The 24,372-nt window shown below is 63.1% G+C and carries 22 protein-coding genes; 8 read left to right on the top strand and 14 right to left on the bottom strand.

The annotated features are described in order from the left end of the window. Positions 1–11: 11 nt before the first annotated feature. From DQ397_RS11130 to DQ397_RS11100, 7 genes are read right to left on the bottom strand one after another with little or no spacing between them, the layout of a single operon-like run. Complete coding sequence (locus tag DQ397_RS11130) at positions 12–686, bottom strand: urease accessory protein UreF (protein WP_043211324.1); 675 nt, start codon at positions 684–686, stop codon at positions 12–14. Further along, positions 686–1,231: a HupE/UreJ family protein gene (locus tag DQ397_RS11125; protein ID WP_043211325.1), complete on the bottom strand. Its 546-nt coding sequence runs from the start codon at positions 1,229–1,231 to the stop codon at positions 686–688. Before DQ397_RS11125 ends, DQ397_RS11130 begins: the two co-directional genes overlap by 1 nt. 19 nt (positions 1,232–1,250) lie before the next feature. After that, the gene (gene ureE, locus DQ397_RS11120) at positions 1,251–1,730 is read right to left on the bottom strand and encodes an urease accessory protein UreE (RefSeq protein WP_043211326.1); all 480 of its coding nucleotides are present in this window, start codon (positions 1,728–1,730) and stop codon (positions 1,251–1,253) included. 9 nt (positions 1,731–1,739) lie between these two features. Then, on the bottom strand, positions 1,740–3,443 hold the full coding sequence (gene ureC, locus DQ397_RS11115; RefSeq protein WP_043211328.1) for an urease subunit alpha: 1,704 nt from the start codon (positions 3,441–3,443) through the stop codon (positions 1,740–1,742). Continuing rightward, positions 3,440–3,757, bottom strand: a complete 318-nt coding sequence (locus DQ397_RS11110; protein WP_043211329.1) for an urease subunit beta — start codon at positions 3,755–3,757, stop codon at positions 3,440–3,442. The genes ureC and DQ397_RS11110 overlap by 4 nt, the downstream gene beginning before the upstream one ends. Positions 3,758–3,767: 10 nt before the next feature. Further along, complete coding sequence (locus DQ397_RS11105) at positions 3,768–4,070, bottom strand: urease subunit gamma (protein WP_043211330.1); 303 nt, start codon at positions 4,068–4,070, stop codon at positions 3,768–3,770. 10 nt (positions 4,071–4,080) lie between these two features. After that, a complete protein-coding gene (locus DQ397_RS11100) occupies positions 4,081–4,914 on the bottom strand; it encodes an urease accessory protein UreD (RefSeq protein ID WP_043211332.1) in 834 nt (277 codons plus the stop codon). Positions 4,915–5,224: 310 nt separating this feature from the next. Here DQ397_RS11100 and DQ397_RS11095 point away from each other — a divergent pair, with 310 nt between their 5' ends. The 3 genes from DQ397_RS11095 to DQ397_RS11085 all read left to right on the top strand — a co-directional run bounded on the left by DQ397_RS11095 (position 5,225) and on the right by DQ397_RS11085 (position 8,521). After that, a complete protein-coding gene (locus DQ397_RS11095; RefSeq protein ID WP_043211333.1) occupies positions 5,225–6,244 on the top strand; it encodes a branched-chain amino acid aminotransferase in 1,020 nt (339 codons plus the stop codon). Positions 6,245–6,471: 227 nt separating this feature from the next. Further along, positions 6,472–7,152: a response regulator transcription factor gene (locus tag DQ397_RS11090; protein ID WP_043211335.1), complete on the top strand. Its 681-nt coding sequence runs from the start codon at positions 6,472–6,474 to the stop codon at positions 7,150–7,152. Then, on the top strand, positions 7,130–8,521 hold the full coding sequence (locus DQ397_RS11085; protein WP_043211337.1) for a HAMP domain-containing sensor histidine kinase: 1,392 nt from the start codon (positions 7,130–7,132) through the stop codon (positions 8,519–8,521). The genes DQ397_RS11090 and DQ397_RS11085 overlap by 23 nt, the downstream gene beginning before the upstream one ends. 77 nt (positions 8,522–8,598) lie before the next feature. Here DQ397_RS11085 and cysS read toward each other — a convergent pair whose 3' ends face one another. Both cysS and DQ397_RS11075 read right to left on the bottom strand, forming a co-directional pair. Then, on the bottom strand, positions 8,599–9,981 hold the full coding sequence (gene cysS, locus DQ397_RS11080; RefSeq protein ID WP_043211339.1) for a cysteine--tRNA ligase: 1,383 nt from the start codon (positions 9,979–9,981) through the stop codon (positions 8,599–8,601). Positions 9,982–9,990: 9 nt separating this feature from the next. Next, complete coding sequence (locus tag DQ397_RS11075; protein ID WP_070574585.1) at positions 9,991–11,694, bottom strand: glutamine--tRNA ligase/YqeY domain fusion protein; 1,704 nt, start codon at positions 11,692–11,694, stop codon at positions 9,991–9,993. Positions 11,695–11,930: 236 nt separating this feature from the next. On the opposite strand from DQ397_RS11075, the gene DQ397_RS11070 reads away from it, so the two are divergent. Together DQ397_RS11070 and DQ397_RS11065 are read left to right on the top strand one after the other, a co-directional pair. Then, positions 11,931–12,431: a peptidylprolyl isomerase gene (locus tag DQ397_RS11070; protein ID WP_043215507.1), complete on the top strand. Its 501-nt coding sequence runs from the start codon at positions 11,931–11,933 to the stop codon at positions 12,429–12,431. After that, positions 12,428–13,150, top strand: coding sequence for a UDP-2,3-diacylglucosamine diphosphatase (locus DQ397_RS11065; protein WP_043215510.1), 723 nt, complete (start codon positions 12,428–12,430; stop codon positions 13,148–13,150). Before DQ397_RS11070 ends, DQ397_RS11065 begins: the two co-directional genes overlap by 4 nt. Positions 13,151–13,192: 42 nt before the next feature. On the opposite strand, the gene DQ397_RS11060 is transcribed toward DQ397_RS11065, so the two are convergent. After that, entirely contained in the window at positions 13,193–15,508 is a 2,316-nt protein-coding gene (locus DQ397_RS11060; protein WP_238556647.1) for an acylase, read from the bottom strand. 198 nt (positions 15,509–15,706) lie between these two features. Between DQ397_RS11060 and DQ397_RS11055 the strand changes: the two genes are divergently transcribed. After that, entirely contained in the window at positions 15,707–16,075 is a 369-nt protein-coding gene (locus tag DQ397_RS11055; protein ID WP_043215512.1) for a fe2+ zn2+ uptake regulation protein, read from the top strand. Between the two features lie 36 nt (positions 16,076–16,111). Here DQ397_RS11055 and DQ397_RS11050 read toward each other — a convergent pair whose 3' ends face one another. Next, positions 16,112–16,306, bottom strand: coding sequence for a hypothetical protein (locus DQ397_RS11050; RefSeq protein WP_043215515.1), 195 nt, complete (start codon positions 16,304–16,306; stop codon positions 16,112–16,114). A 409-nt stretch (positions 16,307–16,715) separates the two neighbouring features. Here DQ397_RS11050 and DQ397_RS11045 point away from each other — a divergent pair, with 409 nt between their 5' ends. Beyond that, a complete protein-coding gene (locus DQ397_RS11045) occupies positions 16,716–17,096 on the top strand; it encodes a Mor transcription activator family protein (RefSeq protein WP_043215517.1) in 381 nt (126 codons plus the stop codon). 123 nt (positions 17,097–17,219) lie between these two features. Here the strand turns inward: DQ397_RS11045 and DQ397_RS11040 are convergent, their stop codons facing one another. From DQ397_RS11040 to DQ397_RS11030, 3 genes are read right to left on the bottom strand one after another with little or no spacing between them, the layout of a single operon-like run. Then, the gene (locus DQ397_RS11040) at positions 17,220–20,894 is read right to left on the bottom strand and encodes a translocation/assembly module TamB domain-containing protein (RefSeq protein WP_043215519.1); all 3,675 of its coding nucleotides are present in this window, start codon (positions 20,892–20,894) and stop codon (positions 17,220–17,222) included. Continuing rightward, positions 20,891–22,633, bottom strand: a complete 1,743-nt coding sequence (locus tag DQ397_RS11035) for an autotransporter assembly complex family protein (protein WP_043215521.1) — start codon at positions 22,631–22,633, stop codon at positions 20,891–20,893. Before DQ397_RS11035 ends, DQ397_RS11040 begins: the two co-directional genes overlap by 4 nt. 52 nt (positions 22,634–22,685) lie before the next feature. Beyond that, positions 22,686–23,336, bottom strand: a complete 651-nt coding sequence (locus DQ397_RS11030) for an N-acetyltransferase (protein WP_043215523.1) — start codon at positions 23,334–23,336, stop codon at positions 22,686–22,688. A 162-nt stretch (positions 23,337–23,498) separates the two neighbouring features. On the opposite strand from DQ397_RS11030, the gene xthA reads away from it, so the two are divergent. After that, positions 23,499–24,311 carry an exodeoxyribonuclease III gene (gene xthA, locus DQ397_RS11025; protein WP_043215524.1) on the top strand — a complete coding sequence of 271 codons (813 nt, stop codon included), beginning with the start codon at positions 23,499–23,501 and terminating at the stop codon, positions 24,309–24,311. Positions 24,312–24,372: the final 61 nt, after the last annotated feature.

Here is a 24,372-nt window from a genome sequence, read left to right as displayed (position 1 = left end):
GAAGGTCTTCCTCAAGAACGGAACAAACGGGTGTATTGGATTTCATGACAGGAAGAGGCAATGGCGAGCCGCGGCAGGCTGCCGCCGAGCTGGTCATCGTCCAGCGCCAGGGCGCGATCGAGCACGGCAGGCAGCGCCTGCCCCAGGTCGCGCAGTAGCGTCTGGGCCGCCTGCTGGCCGAACGGCACCAGCTTGACCCCGGCCATCACCGCGCTTTCGAGCCAGGCAAAGCCGTGGCCCAAGGCCAACTGACGCAACGGGATGGACCAATGCACGCCAAGCCAGGCCATGCCGCTCAGTTGGCTCAGGTCGAGACTGACCCGCCAGTCCGGGGCCTGCCCCAGCTGCCAGCCATCGAGCAGCCGCGCCAGCGCACTGCCACGCTGCTGTTCTTCCAGCCGCAACTCGGCAGTCTCACGGTTGGCCAGCACGAAGCGGCTCCAATGCGCGAAGGCGCCGGCATCATTTGCCTGGCAGGCGTGATAGAGCCGCGCCAACACTGGCCAGTCGAGGTAGCCGAGGGTGTCGTTCAATTGCTCGCGTTGCCAGGCAGCGAAGGTTGCAGTGTCGCGCACCCAACCGGCCTCCACGGCCCACTCCAACCCCTGGGAGTAGGTGAAACCGCCTACCGGCAGGCCTGGACTGGCCAGTTGCAGTAGGCGCAGCAGCGCGAGGTCGACGTCCATCAACCGGCCAGCACCAAGGCCGCCCCCGCCAGCATCCCCCCACCGACGGCCTTCTGCAGGCCCGTGTGACGACGCAACAGGCAGCCGACGGCAAATCCCACTGCCAGCAGCAGCGTGCTGACGAGAACGAAACCTGAGCCGAACAGCCAGAATGCGCTGGGTGTAGCCTCCACGCCATGGGCCCAGCCATGGAACAGGGCGAACATCGGCATGATCACTGCCAGCAGCCTTTGCCGACTGGGCAGCAACAAGGCGCCTGCGATCACCCATACCGACACGGCGATCATCGCTTCCATACCCAGCACGTCACCAACCAGATGCCCGCACACCGCCCCACCGACCATCGCCGCCAAGGTGGCCAGCGGCAGGCCCAGGCTTCGGCGCGTCAGGGCCGCCAGCACACCGGTGCCCAGCAACATCAACAGATGATCGAGACCGGTCAGTGGATGCAACAGGCCGTCGCGCAAGGGGCTACTGTCGTGACCAGGGTGGGCGAAGGCCGGCAGGGCCACCAGCAGCAGGACAACGGCTAACGTCTTTTTCATTGAAAACTCCCAAGATGGCTCAGCAATGGGCAGGCAAGCGCACGAACTGATGGTCGTGGCCGTGATGATGGGGCGCGCTCTGGTAGGCCCCAGCTTCAGGTTCGAAAGGCGCCTGCTCGGTCACCACGCTCAAGCCCAGGCCGCGCAGCATCTCGTCCAGGACATGATCGTGCTGGAAACGCAGCAGGCCAGGTTCGATCTGCAACGGCACATGGCGGTTGCCCAGGTGGTAGGCCGCGCGGGCCAGCAGCAGCGGGTCGGTGCAACGCACCGTGGACACCTGCTCGGGCGCGGCAAGCACTTGCACTACATGGTGACCTTCGGCGTCACCGAGCAGCTCGCCGCCACGCAGCAGGTGACCACGCTCAAGCATCAGGCCTGCCTCACGGCCGTCGTCCAGGGTGATACGCAGGCGGCTTTTGATGCGGCAATCCACGTCCAGGGTAACGGTGCCGGTCACAGGGCCTGCTTCGTTGAGTCGACGGGTCAGGACAATCATGGGTTTTCCTCAGAACAGAAAATAACGCTGGGCCAACGGGAGTTCGCGGGCCGGTTCGCACACCAGCAGCTCGCCGTCGGCGCGCACCTGATAAGTCTGGGCATCTACCTCGATAAGCGGTTGCAGGCTGTTGTGGACCATGTCGGCCTTGCGTACCCGCCGACAGCCGCGGGCCACACCGATCAGACTGCGCAGACCAAGTGTCTCGGCCAGGCCCCTGTCCATGGCCAATTGCGGCAGGAAGGTCATGCGCGTGGCCTGCCGGGCCGCGCCGAGTGCGCCGAACATCGGCCGGTAATGCACAGGTTGCGGCGTGGGAATCGAGCCATTGATATCGCCCATCGGCGCCGTGACGATCATTCCGCCCTTGAGCACCAAGGCCGGCTTGACGGCGAAGAAGGCCGGCGACCAGAGCACCAAGTCAGCAAGCTTGCCCACCTCCACCGATCCCACCTCATGGGCGATGCCATGGGTCAGGGCCGGGTTGAGGGTGTACTTGGCGATGTAGCGCTTGACCCGGAAGTTGTCGCTGTAATCGCTGTCAGGCGACAACGGCCCGCGGCGCAGCTTCATCTGGTGCGCCACTTGCCAGGTGCGCAGCACCACCTCGCCCACCCGGCCCATGGCCTGTGAGTCCGAAGAGGTCATCGCGAAAGCCCCCATGTCATGGAGGATATCCTCGGCGGCAATGGTCTCGCGGCGTATGCGCGACTCGGCGAAGGCCACATCCTCGGCAATGCTCGGGTCCAGGTGATGGCAGACCATGAGCATGTCCAGGTGTTCGTCGACGGTGTTCACGGTATAGGGCAGCGTCGGGTTGGTCGAAGAGGGCAATACATTGGCCTGCCCGGCTGCGCGGATGATGTCCGGCGCATGACCGCCCCCGGCACCTTCGGTGTGGAAGGTGTGGATGGTGCGATCACCGATGGCGGCCAGGGTGTCTTCGATACACCCGGACTCATTGAGCGTGTCGGTGTGGATCGCCACCTGGATGTCCAGCGCCTCGGCCACGCCCAGGCAGCAGTCGATGGCAGCCGGCGTGGAGCCCCAGTCTTCGTGCAGTTTCAGGCCCACCGCTCCGGCGGCGATCTGCTCCTGCAAGGCTTCGGGCCGCGAAGCATTGCCTTTGCCCAACAAGCCGATGTTGATCGGCAGGCTGTCGGCGGCCTGGAGCATGCGCGCCAAGTACCAGGGGCCGGGCGTGCAGGTGGTGGCATTGGTGCCGGTGGCCGGCCCGGTGCCGCCCCCGATGAACGTGGTGACGCCACTGATCAAGGCTTCTTCCACCTGTTGCGGGCAGATGAAGTGGATGTGCGAGTCGATGCCACCGGCAGTGATGATCTTGCCCTCGGCAGCGATCACTTCGGTGCCCGGCCCGACGGGGACGGTGACCCCTGGCTGGACATCCGGATTGCCCGCCTTGCCGATCGCGGCGATACGCCCATGACGCACGCCGATATCGGCCTTGACGATGCCCCAGTGATCGATGATCAAGGCGTTGGTCAGCACCAGGTCCATCGCCTCGGCGGCGAGCATCTGGCCCTGGCCCATGCCATCGCGGATAACCTTGCCACCACCGAACTTGACCTCTTCACCGTATACGGTGAAGTCCTTTTCCACCTCGACCCACAGGGCGGTATCGGCCAGGCGCACACGGTCGCCGACCGTCGGGCCGAACATGTCGGCATAGGCCTGCCGGGATATCCGACTCATACCCTGCCCTCCAGTGCGCCCATGACCCTGCCCTGGAAGCCGTACACCTCCCGCTTGCCGGCGTAGGCGACCAACTGAACGGTGCGGGCCTGCCCAGGCTCGAAACGCACGGCGGTGCCGGCCGGGATATCCAGGCGATAGCCCCGGGCCACCTCACGCTCGAAGACCAGGCAATCATTGACCTCGTAGAAGTGGTAGTGCGATCCGACCTGCACCGGACGGTCGCCATGGTTGGCTACGCTGACGCTGACAGTCGGGCGGCCCTTGTTGAGTTCGATGTCGCCGTCAGCGACCTGGATTTCTCCGGGGATCATGCTCGGCTCCTCAGACGATGGGGTCATGCACGGTCACCAGCTTGGTGCCGTCGGGAAAGGTCGCCTCGACCTGAACGTCGTGGAGCATCTCGGCCACGCCCTCCATTACCTGCGCCCGCCCCAGTACTTCACGGCCCAGGCTCATCAGCTCGGCGACACTGCGCCCATCACGGGCGCCTTCGAGCACAGCGGCGCTGATCAGCGCCACCGCCTCCGGGTAGTTGAGCCTCAAGCCACGGGCCAGGCGCCGCTCGGCCAGCAACGCTGCGGTGAACAACAGCAGTTTGTCTTTCTCTCTTGGGGTCAGCTCCATGGCCTCTCTCTCAGGTGGCCCAGATGCGCGGCGGGCACGGCGCCAGGCCGAGGACAGCCGGACGCAGCAGGTGCCAGAGGCGCTGCAGGGTGGATTGCAGGTGTTGGTTGTCATGGTCGAGCAGGCGGATCACCAGCAAGGGCCCCAGCAAGGTGGCGCCAGCAGGATTGCCCAAGCCCTCCAGTGCCTGGCGCACGCGCTCGAGCAGCGCTGGATTGGCGGGCGCTGCGCAAAACGTAGCGACCAGCGGGTAGCCGCCAAGCTTGTCCAACTCCCCGGCTTCGATGCGCAGCCGCTCCTGCAGCCCAGGGTCATCTGCCAGTTCGATGCACAGGCTGCTATCGAGTGCGCCCTGCTCGAAGCGCTCGCCCATGACCGGTCGCCCCAGGCACAGGGTTTCCCAGGCCAGCAACCGTGCACCGGGCTCGAGCGTGAAGCGGCTGTCGAGCCTGGCTCGCGCGCCACTGAAGAAGATGCTGTCCTGGGGCAGCCATTCCAGCGTGCTGCCCGCCGCCAGGTGGAACCGCTGCGTGAGCCCTGCCGTAGGCCCGATGCTGCGGTAGAACTTGCTCGCCCCCGGCATGGTCAGCAGTGCGTGGCTGCCAGGTTCTAGATGAACCTCCAATTCCAGCCGGTCACCGGCGACGATGCCACCTGGCGGATGCAGGACATAGACATGACAGGGTGCACCTTCGGGATGGAACGGACGCTGCACCAAAAGAGGACCGAAGTGCCGCCGCGCACCAAGGCGGGTCACCCCTTCGCACTGGATGAAGCGCAGTTGGAGACAGGCGCTCCAGCCAGGTTGCTGCTCGAGTTGTTCCTTGCGCTGCGCCAACGACATCCACAAGCCCCCGAAAACACGCGGCCTTGCGGCCGTGAAGCGGGTCAGAAGCAGCGCTGGATGCCCTGCAGGCCTGACCACTTGATCAAATTCTTTGGCAGGGACATAGCAGGTAACGGGCCAACTCTTCGCTTGAGGCTGGATGAAAAGATTCAGCGCACCGCGTCGTCGCAAGGGCTGACCAGCCGGTCGCCCGTCTGAGCAATTCATGACTGGACGTTTCGGATCCGCGGCGGATGTATTATCGTGGCGAGGTGCGCATATAAAAGCAGCCTGAGCGATCAGGCCCTAGGCAATACAAGAGGGTGTCATGAGTAACGAGAGCATTAACTGGGACAAGCTGGGCTTCGACTATATCAAGACCGACAAGCGCTACCTGTCCGTATGGCGCAACGGCGAGTGGGACAAAGGCACCCTGACCGAAGACAACGTGCTGCACATCAGTGAAGGCTCCACCGCCCTGCACTATGGCCAGCAATGCTTCGAAGGCCTGAAGGCCTATCGTTGCAAGGACGGCTCGATCAATCTGTTCCGCCCTGACCAGAACGCCGCCCGCATGCAGCGCAGCTGCGCCCGACTGCTGATGCCGCAAGTGCCGACCGATGTGTTCATCGAGGCCTGCAAGCAAGTGGTCAAGGCCAACGAGCGCTTCGTACCACCGCACGGCAAAGGCGCCCTTTACCTGCGTCCGTTCGTCATCGGCACCGGCGACAACATCGGCGTGCGCACCGCGCCGGAGTTCATCTTCTCGATCTTCGCCATCCCGGTCGGCTCGTACTTCAAAGGCGGCATGAAACCGCACAACTTCACCATCTCCAGCTATGACCGCGCCGCCCCGCAAGGTACCGGCGCCGCCAAGGTCGGTGGCAACTATGCGGCCAGCCTGATGCCAGGTGCCGAAGCGAAGAAGAACAACTTCGCCGATGCCATCTACCTGGACCCGCTGACCCACAGCAAGATCGAGGAAGTCGGTTCGGCCAACTTCTTCGGCATCACCAAGGACAACGAGTTCGTCACCCCGAAATCGGCCTCCGTCCTGCCGGGCATCACCCGTCTGTCGCTGATGGAACTGGCCGCCTCGCGCCTGGGCCTTAAAGTGGTCGAAGGCGATGTCGAGATCCACAACCTCGATCGCTTCGTCGAAGCCGGCGCCTGCGGTACCGCCGCAGTCATCACGCCGATCGGCGGGATCGAGTACAACGGCAAGCTGCACGTCTTCCACGACCTGGAAAAAGTCGGCCCGGTCACCCAGAAGCTCTACAACGAGCTGACCGGCATCCAGAGCGGCGACGTCGAAGCGCCAGCCGGCTGGATCGTCAAGGTCGCCTGAGGCTCCGTCCTCCCCTTGAAAAACGGGGCATGCCAGCAATGGCATGCCCCGTTTTCATTTTCCATACCCGCCTTTGGCGGTGCGCCCGTTCACCAAGGTCAAAGGGGGATCTCGGCCCCGCAGACTCAGGCCGATCAGGTCTTGATGCAGCAAATGAATTTTTCTTAAATCGCGCAATGTCTATTCTTTGGCACAATCAAGCCTCCAATCGCTGCCCAGGTACTAGCATGCCCCGCGTACTGACCATCGAAGACGACGCCGTCACCGCCCAGGAGATCGTCGCCGAACTGTCCAGCCATGGCCTGGAAGTGGACTGGGCCGACAATGGCCGTGAAGGCCTGTCCAAGGCCATCGGTGGAGGCTACGACCTGATCACCTTGGATCGCATGTTGCCCGAGGTCGATGGGTTGACCATCGTCACCACCCTGCGCAACCTCAAGATCGCCACCCCCATCCTGATGATCAGCGCCCTCTCCGATGTCGACGAGCGCGTGCGCGGCTTGCGCGCCGGCGGCGACGACTACCTGACCAAGCCGTTCGCCTCCGACGAGATGGCCGCACGGGTCGAAGTACTGCTGCGCCGCAACAGCGTGCCGGTGACCCAGACCCGTCTGCAGGTCGCCGACCTCGAGTTGGACCTGATCAGCCACGAAGCGCGCCGCGGCGAGCAGACCCTCAACCTGCTACCCACCGAATACAAGCTGCTGGAATACCTGATGCGCCATGCCGGCCAGGTCATCACCCGGATGATGATTTTCGAAGAAGTCTGGGGCTACCACTTCGACCCTGGCACCAACCTGATCGACGTGCACATCGGTCGCCTGCGCAAGAAGATCGACCCGCCTGGCCAGAACCCGCTCATCCGTACCGTGCGGGGCTCCGGCTATGCCATTGCCGAACCCGTCTAAGGGCTGGAGCTCCTCCACCAGCCGCCTGCTGGCGCTGTACAGCTTCCTGTTCGTGGCCTGGAGCAGCATCCTCATGGGGGTGCTGTACTTCGAGGTCTCAAGCTACCTGAACAAGCTCACCCGCCACTCCATGCTGCAACGCCAGCACCTGTTCTCCCACATGAGTGGCAAGCAGCTCGACGATGCGCTGATCGCAAGCCAGGCGTTCGAGGAGCGCGGTTTCGACGCCTACGGCCTGTTCGACGCCCAGCTCAACCCCATTGGCGGGCGTGTGCGCTTCATCCCACCGGAGCTCGGGCTCGATGGCGAAGTCCACGAACTCAAGCGATGCCTGGATGCCGACGACCCACACCTGCCCCGCGACAGCTGCGACGCCGTGGCGATCCGCATCAAGGATGGACGCTGGTTGGTGCTGGTCCGCGACAACGGCTCGCTGTTCGTGGTTACACGGATCATCCTGCATGCCTTGCTCTGGGGCATCTCCCTGACCTTGATCCCCGGTTTCGCCGGTTGGTACCTGCTGCGCAGGCGACCGCTCAAACGTATCAGGGCGATCCAGGCCCAGGCCGAGCTGATCGTCGCAGGTGACCTCACCCATCGCCTACCGCTTTCGGCGCGGCGTGACGAGCTGGACATGCTGGCGGCCATCGTCAATGCCATGCTCGACCGCATCGAACGGTTGATGCACGAGGTCAAGGGTGTTTGTGACAACATCGCCCATGATCTGCGCACGCCGCTCACTCGCCTGCGTGCGCAGCTTTACCGGATCCGCCAGCAAGGCGGTGACAACGCGCCCGAGGCCCAGGCCTTGGAGCAGGCAATTGCCGAGACCGACACGCTGATGGCGCGCTTTCGCGGACTGTTGCGCATCAGCGAACTGGAAGACCGTCAGCGCCGCGCCGGGTTCGTCGAACTCGATCCCCACGCCTTGCTGCTGGAGCTCTTCGACTTCTACCTGCCGCTGGCCGAAGATGGTGGCATCCGCCTGACCCTGGAGCAGCCCGCGCAGTTGCCGGCGCTGCACGGGGACCGGGAACTGCTGTTCGAGGCGCTGGCCAATCTGGTGGGTAACGGCATCAAGTTCACACCGGAGGGTGGACAGGTACGGATCCAGGCGCGTGAGTATGCCAGCGGCCTGTATATCGCCATCGAGGACAGTGGACCGGGGATTCCGGAGCAAGAGCGCGCGGCAGTGTTGAAGCGTTTCTATCGCAGTGAGGAAGGCCATCGCCACCCGGGGTTCGGGCTGGGGCTGTCGATCGTCGCGGCGATCGTCGACCTGCATGGGTTCCGGCTGGAGGTGGGAAGCAGCGAGCTGGGCGGGGCGAAGCTGACACTGCATTGCCCGTTGGCGGGGCCAGCCAAGTAACGACTGGGGCCGCCTTGCGGCCCTTCGCGGGTTGACCCGCGAAAAGCTGCAAAAAGCAGCCCCAATCAACGCATCGATCAGTCAGCCAGGCGCCAGGTGGTACCGCCCTTACCGTCTTCCAGGACCACGCCCATGGCGGTCAGCTGGTCACGGATACGGTCGGACTCGGCCCAGTTCTTGTCCGCACGCGCCTGCAAGCGCGCCTGGATCAGCGCTTCCACTTCAGCGGCGTCGACCTTGCCCTCAGCCCCGGCGCGCAGGAAGTCATCGGCGTCCAGTTGCAGTACACCCAGCACATCTCCCAGCTCACGCAGACGACCCGCAAGACCGGCAGCGGCCTCAGGATCGCTGTCACGCAGGCGGTTGATCTCGCGCACCAGGTCGAACAGCACGGCGCAGGCCTCCGGCGTACCGAAATCGTCGTTCATCGCCACGCTGAAACGCTCGACGAACTCCTCGCCTCCCTTGGCCTCGACACGCGGCAGACCACGCAGCGCGTGGTAGAAGCGCTCCAAGGCACCCTTGGACTCACGCAGGCTGTCCTCGGAGTAGTTGATGGCGCTGCGATAGTGGCTGGCCACCAGCAGGTAGCGCACCACCTCAGGGTGATACTTGTCGAGCACATCGCGGATGGTGAAGAAGTTGTTCAACGACTTGGACATCTTCTCGCCGTTGATACGGATCATGCCGCAGTGCATCCAGGCATTGGCGTAAGGCTTGCCGGTGGCCGCCTCGCTCTGGGCGATCTCGTTCTCGTGGTGCGGGAACTCCAGGTCGCTGCCGCCGCCGTGGATGTCGAAGCTCTCGCCCAGGCAGCAGGTGGACATGACCGAGCACTCGATGTGCCAGCCAGGACGGCCCGGCCCCCACGGCGACTCCCAGCTCGGCTCGCCCGGCTTGGCGGCTTTCCACAGGACGAAGTCCAGCGGGTCCTGCTTGGCTTCGCCCACTTCGATCCGCGCGCCGATGCGCAAGTCTTCGATCTTGCGCCGCGACAGCTTGCCGTAGCCGACGAACTTGCCGACCCGGTAGTACACGTCGCCATTGCCCGGTGCGTAGGCATAACCCTTGTCGATCAGGGTCTGGATCATTGCGTGCATGCCGGGGATATGGTCGGTGGCGCGCGGCTCCTGATCCGGCGGCAGAATGTTCAGACGGCGCTCGTCTTCGTGCATGGCATCGATCATGCGCGCGGTCAGCTCATCGAAGCGCTCGCCGTTGTCATTGGCGCGGTTGATGATCTTGTCGTCGATGTCGGTGATGTTACGCACATAGGTCAGCTCGTAGCCGCTCTTGCGCAGCCAACGGGTGATCAGGTCGAAGGCGACCATGCTGCGGCCGTGGCCCAGGTGGCAATAGTCGTACACGGTCATGCCGCACACGTACATGCGCACCTTGTTGCCGTCCAGGGGCTTGAAGGCTTCCTTGGTCTTGCTCAGGGTGTTGTAGATGGTAAGCACGGCGATTCCTTAGCTGCCCCAGGAGTCACGCAGGGTGACGGTGCGGTTGAACACCGGACGGCCCGGTTGGCTGTCCTTGAGGTCGGCGCAGAAGTAGCCTTCGCGCTCGAACTGGAAGCGGTCCTCAGGCGCGGCCTGGGCCAGCGACGGCTCGGCGCGGCAGCCGGTCAGCACCTGCAGCGAATCCGGGTTGATGTTGTCCAGGAAGCTGCCGCCCTCCTCGGTCTTCTCCGGGTTCGGCGAACGGAACAGGCGGTCGTACAGGCGCACCTCGCACTCCACGCTGCCTTCGGCCGGAACCCAGTGGATCACGCCCTTGACCTTGCGGCCCTCGGGGTTCTTGCCCAGAGTGTCCGGATCATACGAGCAGCGCAGTTCGACGATATTGCCGTCGGCATCCTTGATGGCCTCGTCGGCACGGATCACGTAGCTGCCGCGCAGACGCACCTCGCCAGCAGGCTCCAGGCGCTTGTAGCCTTTGGGCGGCTCTTCCATGAAGTCGTCACGGTCGATGTACAGCTCACGGGAGAACGGCAGCACGCGCACGCCCATGTCTTCTTTCGGATGGCGCGGCAGTTCGAGTTGCTCGACCTTGCCTTCCGGGTAATTGGTGATCACCACCTTCAGCGGACGCAGCACGCACATGGCGCGCGGCGCGGTGCGGTCGAGGTCGTCACGGATGCTGAACTCGAGCATGGACATGTCGACCACGCCGTCGGAGCGGTTGGTGCCGATCATCTCGCAGAAGTTGCGGATCGAGGCCGGCGTGTAGCCGCGGCGGCGGAAGCCCGACAGGGTCGACATGCGCGGGTCGTCCCAGGCATCGACGTGCTTTTCGTCAACCAGTTGCTTGAGCTTGCGCTTGGAAGTGATGGTGTAGTTGAGGTTCAGACGGCTGAACTCGTACTGGCGCGGGCGCGCCGGCACCGGCAGTTTGTCCAGGAACCAGTCGTACAACGGACGGTGGCTTTCGAACTCCAGGGTGCAGATCGAATGGGTGATGCCCTCGATGGCGTCCGATTGACCGTGGGTGAAGTCGTAGTTGGGGTAGATGCACCACTTGTCGCCGGTCTGGTGATGGTGGGCATGACGGATGCGGTACAGGATCGGGTCGCGCAGGTTCATGTTAGGCGACGCCATGTCGATCTTGGCGCGCAGCACACGCTCGCCATCCTTGAACTCGCCGGCCTTCATGCGCGCGAACAGGTCGAGGTTTTCCTCGACGCTGCGGTCGCGGAACGGGCTGTTGCGGCCTGGCTCGGTCAGGCTGCCGCGGTATTCCTTGGCCTGCTCAGGGGTGAGGTCGCAGACATAGGCATCGCCCGATTTGATCAGCTCCACGGCCCAGTCGTGCAATTGATCGAAGTAGTCCGAAGCGTAGCGCACCGGGCCTGCCCACTCGAAGCCCAGCCATTTGACGTCACGCTGGATGGAGTCGATGTACTCCTGGTCTTCCTTGGCCGGGTTGGTGTCGTCGAAACGCAGGTGGCAGACACCCCCGAATTCCTGGGCCAGCCCGAAGTTCACGCAAATCGACTTGGCGTGGCCGATGTGCAGGTAACCGTTGGGCTCCGGCGGGAAACGGGTGACGATGCTGCTGTGCTTGCCCGAGTCCAGATCGGCCTGGACGATCGGCCGCAGGAAGTTTGCAGGGACGGCGGGGGCGCCTTTGGCAGCGGCGTTGGGCGCGTTTTCGGCAGTGGGCTTGCTCATAGGATCCTTGAATGCTGGTATCCGGCCTGGGTAGGCCGATTGAATCAAAGGGCCTATCATAGCCGAAGCAGTCAAGCTGCTGACAGCCGGGCACCGACAAACTGGCGCGATTTGTCGCAAGCCATGCAAAATGGCCGACGCGCGCCTTGTGTCGCAGTCGCCCGATCCTGCGTCAGGTGACAGTACGCGCCCTGCGCAGCCCATTTTCCGAATGCCTTTCAAAGAGCGAATTCAGCATGTCCAAAGTCAAACTGAGCACCAACCACGGCGACATCGTCCTGCAACTGGACGGCGAAAAGGCACCGAAAACCGTCGAAAACTTCGTTCAGTACGTCAAGGACGGTCACTACAACGGCACCGTGTTCCACCGCGTGATCAACAACTTCATGATCCAGGGTGGTGGTTTCGAAGCGGGCATGAAGCAAAAGCCAACCCGTTCCCCGATCCAGAACGAAGCCGACAACGGTCTGAAGAACGCCAAGTACAGCATCGCCATGGCCCGCACCATGGAACCGCACTCCGCCTCGGCGCAGTTCTTCATCAACGTCGCCGATAACGATTTCCTCAACCACAGCGGCAAGAACGTCCAAGGCTGGGGCTACGCCGTGTTCGGCGAAGTGATCGAAGGCCGTGACGTGGTCGACGCGATCAAAGGCGTCGCCACCGGTTCCAAGGCCGGCCATCAGGACGTGCCGAAGGACGACGTGATCATCGAGAAAGCCGAGATCATTGAGTGATTCTGCTGATCTCCGATCTGCACCTGCAAGAAGAACGCCCGGACATAACCCGGGCGTTTCTTGATCTGCTCGACGGCCGTGCCCGGCATGCCAAGGCGCTGTACATCCTCGGCGACTTCTTCGAAGCCTGGATCGGCGACGATGCCATGACGCCTTTCCAGCAGTCGATCTGCCAGGCCCTGCGTCGGCTAAGCGACAGCGGCACGGCGATCTACCTGATGCACGGCAACCGCGACTTCCTCATCGGCCAAGCCTTCTGCGAAGCGGCAGGCTGTACCCTGCTGGCTGACCCCAGCGTGGTGCAACTCGGTGGCGAGCCGGTGTTGTTGATGCATGGCGACACCCTGTGCACCCGCGACCTGGCCTACATGAAGCTGCGTCGCTACCTGCGCAACCCGCTGAGCCTGTGGATCCTGCGTCACCTGCCGCTGTCCACCCGGCAGAAGCTGGCGCGTAAGCTGCGCAGCGAAAGCCGGTCGCAGACACGCATGAAGTCCACCGAGATCGTCGACGTCACACCCGAGGAAGTTCCCAAGGTGATGGCAGCCCATGGCGTGCGCACCCTGGTGCATGGCCATACCCACCGGCCAGCGCTTCACAAGCTGGTGGTCGAAGGGCAGCCGGCTCGACGCATCGTGCTGGGTGACTGGGACCGCCGTGGCTGGGCCTTGCAGGTCGATGACCAGGGCTTCCAGCTGGCCCCGTTCGACTTTCCTTGATTCGGGGCCGTCGTGATGGGGCGCCAAGCGCCCCTTCTTGACTCAATGACCTGCGCCGGCCACCACAGCCTGGTCCCCCTCGCTGATCACATACTGGCGATACTGCGGATCAGCCTTGATCTGCGCCTCGGTGAACGGTATCGGTGCCAAGCGCTTGGCAGAGAACGCACGGGTCTGGTCACTGGCATAGGGCGATGCGGCCTCGCTTGACTGCGAAAACGCCAGCAACCCAAGCGCCTGCGGCCCCTGCCGGGTGAAGCTGACCAGCTGCAGATAGCTGGTGCCACTGACGACCTGCTGTTTGCCCGCTCCCGCAGGGACACTGTACATCGCGTTGTACACCCCAAGCTCCTGAGGCCCACCCGGCACAGGTGTGCCATCGGCGGACTGCTGAATCTGTCCCCAATGGCGATCGACACTCACACCCGCCTCATCCAACCGTGCCAACGAAGCCAGCGCTGCTTCATGTACACGCTTGCTCACCGACGCCTGCTCCACCGCCAAGCCGCGCGGCGTATGCTGCGGATCGACCGGATCGAAGGCTACACGCCAGCTTTCAGGATGCTCTGCCATCGCCTCGACGATGTTGGCAAAGTGCAGAAGGCCCACGCCGCTGTCCAGGTCGGCCTTGCCATTCCAGGCGCCCAGACTTGCGCACACCGCTTGCACATCGGATGGCGCCGCCTGGCACCAGGCCAGCAGGTCCGGGAGCACGAGATTAGCGGCATACACCTCATCATCCAGCACCATGCGTTGCAGCTCGGCCATCCCGAGTTTGCCGGGCCCTTGCAGGCGCTGCAGGGCAAAGCGGCTGCGCAGGCCCAGCGGCTGACCTTCGCGGCTGACCAACGGTGAGTAACCAGTCAAGGGTTGCGCAGGGTTGGCAAGCCAGGCCGGGTCGTTGGAGTTCTGCACGAAGTCGCGGCGCTCCAGGCTTGGCAGTAGCCGCGCCGGGAAGATGCCGGGTTGAGCCGCTTGCACATCGGTCTTCCATTGGCACACGCTGCGCGAGCCATCCAGGACCACCAGTGGCTCGGTTGCCGCCGGATCGCCGCAGCGCGCCAGCAACGCCTGGTCCACATAAGGCACCACCGACTGATTCAGATACGCAGCACGCCCCCCGGCATCGACAGCCAGGGTGTTGACCCATGGAACGCCTTGGATCTGCCCCACCGCCTGTTTGAGGCGGTCCAGGCTGTCGGCACGGTTGATCGCATCCCACTGCTGCAACACCCGGGTGTTCTCCAGGTTCGCGTCGCGCAGGCTATAGGCGTGTTGCCGGTCCCAGTCCAGCCGGCCAGGCCACTGCACCACCGGACCGAAGCTCGAGGTATAGACGTGTCGCTGGACTCGCTGCAGTTGGCCATCCTCACCCTTGACCGTCACGCTCAAGGTCTGGCGGGTCAGTGGCACGGACTTGCCATCGAGCAGATAGCGAGTGGGGTCCTTCGGGTCGAGTTGCAGGCGGTACAAGGTGAAGTGCTTGGACGTATCGACGGTATGGGTCCAGGCCAGGTGGCGGTTGAAGCCGATATTGATCAATGGCAATCCCGGCAACGCGGCGCCCATGACATCCAACTGCCCCGGGATGGTCAGCTGCATCTGATAAAAACGCATGCCTCCCTCCCATGGGAAGTGTGGATTGGCCAGCAACAGGCCGCCGCCGGTGGACGAACGCTCGGCGCCGACCGCTACCGCATTGCTGCCTCGGGCCGAGGCGAACTGCGCCTGGCGCGCCAAGGCGGCGCTGAAGTCCCGCCCCTCCCCTCGCTCGGCCGCTTGCGGCGGTGAGGCCGCCACCAGCGCCTCGACGAATTGACCGATGCCCCCCTCTGCCAACAACCGGCGGGTGAGCTTGGCCAGGTCCAGGCTGGTGATCGGCCGCAGCCAGTCGCCACTGCCGCATTCAACCGGCAGCCCCTGGCCCTTGCGCTCGGCAAGGGCGCGGTTGTAGCCCGCGGCATACCCCTCCAGCCGCTGACGCACCGGGTCTGGCTGGGCCTGGAGGAAGGCATTGACCACCGAGTCGGTATTGAGCCAGGCGAAGAACGTATCGCTGTCGAGGTTCTCACGCTGCTCGATCGTCTTGCCCCGGGCACCGAAGTAGCGCGCGCGCTCACCATTGACGGTCAGCACTTCGTTGGCCAGCAGGCAAAGGTTGTCTTGGGCATAGGCATAACCGATGCCATACCCCAGGCTTCGTTCGTCCTTGGCCAGGATATGCGGGACGCCAAAAGTGGTCCGGCGGATCTGCGCCGATGCCTTGCCAGTGGCTTCAAGGGCTTGCGCGGCAAGGCCTGAGCTGAGCAGAACGGCTGCCAGCCCAAGGTGGGTCGGGTGACGCGGGAGTATGGACACGGGCACTCCTGGGATTGGAAGGGTCATCCCGATCAGACGAACAGCCCGGTGAAAATTTTACGCAAGACAACCCAGCGCGACGTCTTCAACACAAAGCAGCGATTTTTTTCGCCAAGGGCTGCAGTTTTGCCCATCTCATTCGTCCTATTAAGTGAGGCACTCATGATTTCGGGACAGCCCACGAAAAGGAGCATTCACATGTACGACCCACAACCTGCGTTGCAGAGCGGCCCTCGCCTGGCCACGACCAGAGCGGTCGCGGGCGCCGAGGTGCGTGCCGGTAACGAGCAGATCCGCGAATTGCTGCGAACCTTTGGCCTGCGTACCAGCCTGATCCGCCTCAAAGTCATCGATGCCCTGCACGCCGCCGATCGCGATGGGCGCAGCATCGGGGTGCGCGGCGTCCATGCGCAGTTGGAACAGCTGGACATCCCACTGTCGTTTCTCAGCGTGCGCGAGGTGCTCAAGCGGCTGTGCGCCGAAGGCGTGATCAGCCTGGGCAACGACAAGTGCTACAGCCTCAACCCCGAGGCCCGGGCCGTGCTGGAGCAAGCCACCGCCCGTTGACCCCATGGCCGGCCGCGCTTGGCCGGCCCGCCTGCTTCAAGGCTTGGGCCCGACCTTGCGACGCAGGATTGCGTTGATCACCACCACGACTACGGCGATGGCGATGGCGATGTACTGGAAGGTCTGCTCGGTAATGGTCCCCTGCTTTTGCAGATAGGACAGGCCCAGCATGATGCCCAGCACCACCAGGATGATCAGGATCGAGTATTTCAAGCGTTGCACATGTGTCATCGAAGGTTCCTTGCGACATCAGGGACATATGGCTCGCGACGAGCCGAGGCCATGATACAACGTCCCCCCCATAGGCGGCGCTTTTGCATCTAGCCCTTCCCCGGCACTTGCATCATGGGGTGAAGGTAGGCTGACCCTCCGATGCGCAATGCAAACTGAAAATACGAGTCATCAAGGCCTTCAGGGCTTTGTTGACGCCACATCCTACGTATTCGACCCTCGCTGCCTGCACAACCTCACGCCAGAAGGCTACACCCGCCGATCCGCTTGGCGCCTAGCGACCCCACTCGTGGCTGCCGGAGAATCAAGCTCAGGCCGACGACGACTTCGCCCATTGAGGCAAAGCCCGCCCGCCTTTCGACATGGACCACCATGCCCTGCGCCTGCTTATTTCTCCGAGGAATCACCAATGGAACTGCCAGACCTCAATCGCATCGACATTTCCCAACTGCCTCACTCCCTGCAATCGCTGATCGAATGCATCGGCATAGAAAACGCCTACCGACTGACTTGCGCTTATGGCGGGCGCCCTAAATACATCCCCAAGCATCTGGAACGTACCAAGCTTGCCGATCTATTGCCTCCAGAGGCCTTGCAAAGCCTGATCAAGCGTTTTGCCGGTGTCGCCCTGGAAATTCCGAAGCCGGATCACTTCATGCGCCAATTGCGCAACCTGCAAATCAAACAGGAAAGTGCTGACGGTCTTTCGCGCAGTCTGTTGGCGGACAAGTACGGCTTGAGCTTGCGCCAGATCGGCAATATCCGCCGACAGGAAGATCACGCGAGCTGAGACCTGCTGGCCTAAGTGCCACAGCAGCACGAGGCCCAACTGTTTGAGCGCCTCTCAAAAGCAAAGCGCCCCACCCCTTGAAGGATGAGGCACTCGACACGTTTGCTGAAAGCTGTGAAGGGTTCAAAAATCGCGCTTGTAGAAGATATCCAAGGAACTGGCCAAGCCGCTGGCCGCTTCCAGGAAAACCCTTCTGCTCAGTTTGTAGCGCAACGCGATGGTATTGGCCGGCTCGAACACTCCGACGCCGTAGCGCAAGCTCAGCCGCTCGGTGATGTTACCGCTGGCCACCACGCTGGTGCTGTTGCCCGAGCCTTCGGAGCCTAGTTGGAAGTCCTCGATGCCAAGACTCGAGGCCAGGCCACCTGTCAATTCCTCCCCGCCCAGCAGGCCAAGCCCGAGGGCCGCCTGGGCCAGCATGTTGTTGTCTTCGCCCGTGGCAGTCAGAGGGCGGCCCAGTACCAGGTAGGACAGTGCCTGTTCCTGGCTCATGGCAGGCTCGGAAAACACCTTGGTGGTCGGCTGCTCGGCATTGCCACTGAGGCGAATGCCAGCGATGACATCGTCGACCCGACGGATCGCTTCGATATCCAGGTACGGCTGGTCGATCGGACCGGCGAACAACAGCCGTGCCCGACGGATGATCAAGTTCTGGCCATATTTGCGGTAGCGACCGTCGGCCAGGCTGAGTTCACCGCGGGTATCCATGTTGTTGCCGATGTGCACATGCCCGAGCAGATTGGCCGTCAGACCAAAGCCTTTGAACGACAGTTTGTCCTGCCCCACGTCCACATCGACGTCCATGGCGATCGCCATGGGCGGCGCACCTTCTTCGGTCTGATCGCCGACGATCACCGTGTCATCCGAAACCTTGACGGTCGATGGCGGCAATTCGCGCACAGTGATCTTGCCCTTGGGCACCTTCACCTTGCCAGCGACCGCCAGCTTGTCATCGACCAGCCGGATGGTCAGGTCTGGCGCAACTTCAAGAGCCGCATAGGGCTCGACGTTGACAGGCAATTGCTGGCCCCTCAGACGCAAATCCATGGCCAGGGCCTGGCCCCAGGTCAGGTTGCCCTCCAATTGGCCACGGCCGGCCTCGCCGCTTTGCCAATTGCCGTTCAGCTGTACCTGCTCACCGGCGATCAGCGCCTGCAGCGAAAGGTTCTTGAGGCTGACCGGCAACTGCGCTCCACTGACTTCGCCACCACTGAGCGCCAGGTTGCCGTTGACCTGTGGGCTCAACAGGGTGCCGGACAAACGACCGCTGCCATTGAGCTGACCGGTGAGGCGCTCGACCATCGGCACGAAGGGACGCGCCACGGACAAGTCCAGGCCCGTCAGGCGGAAATCCCCTGACAGCGGCTTGTTCTTGCCCAGCGGGTCGATTCGGGTGCTCAGGCTCAGCTCACCCAGGCGCTCGCCGCGAAAATCCAGGCGGGTGTCGACCCGACGGGGAGCAAGGGTACTGTCCAGACGCAGCACCTGGTACGGGAAGTCGATCCAGCGGTCCTGGTCGCGAACCCGCAGGGTGCCGCCACTGGCATCGACGCGGATGTTGCCCTTGGGCCCGGCGTCTGGAATGTCCAGATTGATGTCTGCATTGAGCAGGCCCTGCCAGGCGAAATCCTTCGGCAACCACTGGGCCAGGCTGTCCAGCGGGAACTGCTTGAGGTGATAGCGCAGCCGCGGCTCGGGCATCAACCGCTGGTCCTCGCCACACAGGCTCGCCTGCCCGGCGCGCCAGCAATGGGTGCCAAGATCAAGCTGACCGCTGGCCAGGCGCTGCAGTTTTGCCGGAGCCTGCAAGCGCCAATCCTGGCCACCGGCCTGGATACGCCCGTCTGCCAGACGGCCGCGCCAGTCACCCTTGGCCAGTTGACCGTCCAATGCCAGATTCAGCTTGAGCTGCGGCCCGTCGAGCGCGAGGGTGACTGCTTGCTGGCGGATATCCCCTTTGCCGTTGATGTCCAGATTGCCCAAGGCCGTTTCGTCCAGGCGGATATTGCCAGCTTTCAAGGTAACCAGGGCGCGTTGCGCGCTGTCTAGCTTGGCGTCGAGGTCCAGCCGTTGGATCCGATTCTGCGCCTGGCCAAGTTGTTGTCCTTGGAGGGTCAAGGTCCCTTGCGGCGCTTGTAATGTACCGGCGACATCCAGGCGGCCATTCACCCGCCCTTGAAGGTGCGGCCAGAGCTGGCCCAGGCGTGGCAGATCGAGATCGATGCGACCGGCCAAGCGCTGTTGCAGGCTGCCACTGCCATTGATGCGGTTATCGCCCAACTGCACGGCAAGAGTTGCGAGTGTCCAGCGCTCGTCCGCACCGTCGGCCTCCACCTTGAGCACGGCGGGTTGCCCCCGCAAGCGCCCCTTGAGATCAAGCTGAGCCTGCACCTGCAGGTGCTCGTTCTTCAGCTCGCCTTTGCTGCGCAGGGGCCCGCCCAGGGAGCCTGGCATCTCCGCCAGCCAGAACGCAGGGTCCAGCGCTGACAGTTGCACATCCACATCCCAGGCCAGTGTGTCGGCGAATCGAACGGCAACACTACCGGCAGCCTTGCCCTGCCCGGCCGTCAAGGCAAACTGCGGCAAGCGCACCTGGCTCAGGTCGCCCTCGAAGGGGCTGGCCACGTTGAACGCTCCGGCGGGGCCGTCGAGGTCACCCTTGAAGTCACCTTTGTAATTGCCGTCTCGGTATTGCACCTGAGCATTGAAGCGTTTGAGGGTAACCTGAGGTGGCTCCTCCAAGGGATAGAGGCGCAACCAAGGAAAATCCTGCCAGTCGATGCGGGCGTCGGCCTCAAGCCCTTTTTGCCAGTCGGCGCTGGCCTGCAGCTTGACCCGTTGGGTCTCGCTGGCGTTGAGGTCCAGCGCATCCAGGCGAGCGCCCTTGGCATCCACCTGCCCGCCCAGTACCAGGCCAATGGGGCCTTGTTCGGCAGGCAGGCTGGCGGAACCTGCCAGGCGATAGCCCTTGAGCAGATCGCCCGTGGCGTCGAGACGCAGTTGGTTTAGTTGAAGGGTGTCAGGCAATGATGCCGAAGGCTTGAAGCCATCGGCGCGAAGGCTCAGGGTAGCCGGTAGGTGTTCAGCCAATGCCTGCAACTCGCCGCTCAGGCGGGCATCGAGGTACCCACTGCTGATGGCTTCGAGCGTCAAGGTCTTCTGCAATTCACCCTTGGCCGTCAGCGCCAGCTGCCAGGGCTTACCGTCCACGGCGGGTAACTGCAAGGTGCCGGCCACTTGCAACGGCCAATCGCCTTCAGGCTGAAGATCGCCCTGCAGGTTCAGGTGCAAGTCGTCCCGTTGCAGTTGCAAGGTGTCGATGCGCAGGCCGCCGACAGTCCAGTGCGCAGCCAGTTGCAGGTCACCCAGCAGGTCGTTGCCGTCCAGGCGCAATTGCCCGACTTTGACCTCACCCAGCTCGATGGCGATCGGCAGACGCAAGGCGGGCAGTTGCAATGGCCCGCTGTCTGCCGCTGCCTCTGCGGGCGCAAAGGCCATGTCGATACGCTCGGCCTGCAGGCGGTCCACGCACAGTGTGGCGCGCAACAGGCAGGCTGGCGACCACGTCAACCGTGGCGCCTGCACTTCGATCCGGTTGTCGCCATCGGCCCAGACCAGTCGGCTGGCCTGCCAGTTGCTGCCCAGGCGTCCCTCGAAATCGTTGACCTCAAGCCCCGGCACACGCCCCAGTGCCCAGCGGCTGCCCATCTCCGAGCCCAACAGCAGGCCTAGGGCCAAGGCAATGAGCAGCAGCAACGCCAGCAATGTCAGAAGGATGGGTTTGAACACACGAGTCACAGCTCAGGCCCCATGGAGAAATGCAAGCGGAAACCACCGTCCTCATCCAGCGCTCGGGCCAGGTCCAGGCGCAACGGCCCGACCGGCGAAACCCAGCGTACGCCGATGCCGACGCCTGTCTTGAGGCTGGGCAGTTCCAGCGTATTGAATGAATTGCCTTGGTCGATGAACGTCGCCACACGCCACTTTTCGGCGACTGAGTACTGGTACTCGGCGCTGCCTGCCACCAAGTAGCGGCCGCCGATTCGGTCGCCGTCGCTGTTTTTCGGAGACAAGCTCTGGTAGTCGTAGCCGCGCACGCTCTGGTCGCCACCTGCGAAAAAGCGCAACGAAGGCGGGATGTTCTGTTTGTAGCCATTGGTAGCGCTACCGCCGAATTGCACACGGCCAAGCAGGCGGTGGCGCTGGCCGAGGGTGGTCAGGCCCTTGAGCAGCACGTTCCCGTGCAGCAGGTTGGTGTCGGACACCAGCCCTTCTTTTGCCCCTTGCAGGTCGAACTGCAGCCGGTAGCCGTTGTGCGGATCGATGCGGTTGTCGCTACGCAGGTAGGAGAAACTGACCCCGGGCATCAACAGGTTGCTCAACCCCGAATCATCACCCAAGCGGTACTCTTCGCGCTGGTACTTGAGCGAGACGACCCGCTGCCAACCGCTGGGCAGCTTGCTGTGCCACTCTGGGCCCACGGTCAGCAGTTTACTCAGGGTGTCGGTTCCGGCGATCTCCTCGTTTTGGTAACCGCCGGCAAAGCGCAGCTTGTCGGTCAGCGGTGGGTCCAGAGGCACGTCGTACCACAGACCGACGTTTTGCCGCGGCGCGGACAGCTCGGTTTCCCAGCCATAGCTGTGCCCTTGAGCATTGACCCAATGACGGGTCCAGTTGGCCTTGCCGCGTGGCCCGACGTCGGTCGAGAACCCCAGGCCCAGCCCCATGGTACGAGGCTTACGGGTTTGCAGGTGAACGTCCACCGGGATTTCCTCATTGACCGCCGCGGTCGGCGCCGCGTCGACGCGTACGCCTTCGAAATAGCCACTCGATTGGAGGTCGTTGTTGAGCTCGGCGATCAGCTCGGAATCATAGGGTGTGCCGGGTTTGAAGGAGACCATGCGCTGCAGCAGGTCGTTGTCCAAGGGCGTATCGCCGCCGAACGTGACAGCCCCCATGCGGTAGCGGGGACCACTTTGGTAGATGAGTTCGATATCGGCCACGCCCGCCTGGGGGTCGACCGACAGGCGCTGGCGGGTGAAGCGGCCGCTGAAGAAACCATAACGCGATGCCTGGTTCTGGATCAGACGCTTGGCGTCTTCGTAGACCCCGTGATTGAGTGGCTCGCCTGGGCGCAACGCCTTGCTGTCGGGAATGCGAAATGCCCTGAGCTCGCTGGCCGGGCCTTCGATACGCACGGTGACGTTGCGCAAGTGCACAGGCTCGCCGGGCTCGATGCTGATGATCAGTTGCGGGGGATGGTCCTTGTCGCTCGGTGGCTTGACCTCGGTGTCGATCTGCGCCTGGTAGTAGCCCAGGGCCTGGGCGGCCTTGCGCGCCTGCTCCTGAGCACCACGACTGAAGCGTAGCAAGGCTTCTTCGTCACGGTTGCCGAGGCTGCCAATGTAGTTTTCGATATTGCTCTTGAGCGCTTTGTTGGCCGGTTTTACCTGCACCTTCAATTCGCTCTGGGCCCATGCTGCGGTACTGGCGGCCCAAAAAATCAGGCCCCAGGTTAGTCTTCCTGAATACGTCATGGGGCGAATGCTACCAGAGGCGACCCGTTCAGGGTGCCGCTTGTCGAACGTCTTACCCAATCGCAGTCTCCACGGACATCGGGTTGGGACGCATGAAAACGCGCTCACGGATCGGCCCTACCGCGATTTCACCCACCTCCTGATAGCCCACACGCTGGTAGAACGCCAGAAAATGAGCATTTCCAGTATTGAGCACCACGCCTTGGCTCTGCGGGTCTTCGCTGCACCAGTCATGAACAGCTTGTAACAATTGTTCACCATAACGTTGCCTCTGGTACCGAGGATGCACGCCCACCAGCGACAGCACATGCACCCTGCCCGGCGGCAAGGCACTGGACAGCGCCGCTTGGTAATCCAGGTAGCGCCGGGTGCAGCGTATGCCTGTGCCGAGGATCATGCGCAGACGCCAGGCCCAACTGTCGATCACCCCCAGGCGCCGCAGCGAAGGTGCAATCAGCGCCAGACCGACCAAACGATCGTCCACCAGCAAGCCGATGGCTGGCAGTTGAAGGTAGAAGTGCTGTCGCACCCATTCACGCAGCATCATTCGAAGACGCCGCTCATACCCTGGGCGCTGGGCCTCGAAGACATAGGCGAGCGTGGGATCGTGACGATAAGCGTGATAAAGGAGCGAGCGCACCTCGCGGTGGTATCCATCATCGAGCAGACAGACACGGGCCGAGGCAGCAGTGACGTCGGGCATTGCAGGTGATCCTCCTGGAACGGACTTGGACGGGCCGGTAAACGCCTTGAGTGTATCGTTTCAGCTGCCTTGGCACGTTAGCAGCCAGGGCCATAGGGTGCCATGCTGGTGGTGGTCGCCGATGTCAGCTAGCATCCCTGCTTTTATCAGGATTATCTTTCAATGAAGATCGTCTCGTTCAACATCAATGGTTTACGCGCGCGCCCCCATCAACTGGCGGCGCTGATCGACAAGCACCAGCCGGATGTAATCGGCCTGCAGGAAACCAAAGTCAGCGACGATCAGTTCCCGTTGGCCGAGGTACAGGCCCTGGGCTATCACGTGCACTATCACGGCCAGAAAGGCCACTACGGCGTCGCCCTGCTCTCGCGTCGGGAGCCTCTGTCGTTGTTCAAAGGCTTTGCCAGCGACGAAGAGGATGCGCAACGGCGTTTCATCTGGGGCACCTTTGCCGATGCACAGGGCACCCCCATCACTGTCATGAACGGTTATTTCCCGCAGGGAGAAAGCCGAGATCACCCCACCAAGTTTCCGGCCAAGCAACGGTTCTATGGTGACTTGCAGGCATTGCTCGAAAGCCAGTTCAGCAGCGAGCAACCCTTGTTGGTGATGGGCGACATGAACATTTCGCCCCAAGACTGCGATATCGGTATCGGGCCTGACAACGCCAAGCGCTGGCTGCGCACGGGCAAATGCAGTTTCCTGCCTGAGGAGCGTGAATGGATGGAGCGGCTCAAGGGCTGGGGATTGGTCGACAGCTTCAGGCATTTGCATCCTGAGGTGGATGACCGGTTCAGTTGGTTCGACTATCGCAGCCGGGGGTTCGAGGATGAGCCCAAGCGGGGGCTGCGCATCGACTTGATCATGGCGTCGCAGGGGTTGGTGTCGCGGCTCAAGGCGGCTGGGGTCGATTATGAGTTGCGGGGGATGGAGAAGCCTTCGGATCATGCGCCTATTTGGTTGGAGTTGGGGTGAGGGGCTTGGGCTTGGGCTTGGGCTTGGGCTTGGGCTTGGGCTTGGGCTTGGGCTTGGGCTT

Origin of the sequence: Pseudomonas sp. CK-NBRI-02 (assembly GCF_008124495.1) — a bacterium.
Classification (GTDB): Bacteria; Pseudomonadota; Gammaproteobacteria; order Pseudomonadales; family Pseudomonadaceae; genus Aquipseudomonas; species Aquipseudomonas guariconensis.
The sequence above is the reverse complement of the archived record's forward strand: the minus strand, read 5'-3'. Positions and strand labels throughout refer to the sequence as shown.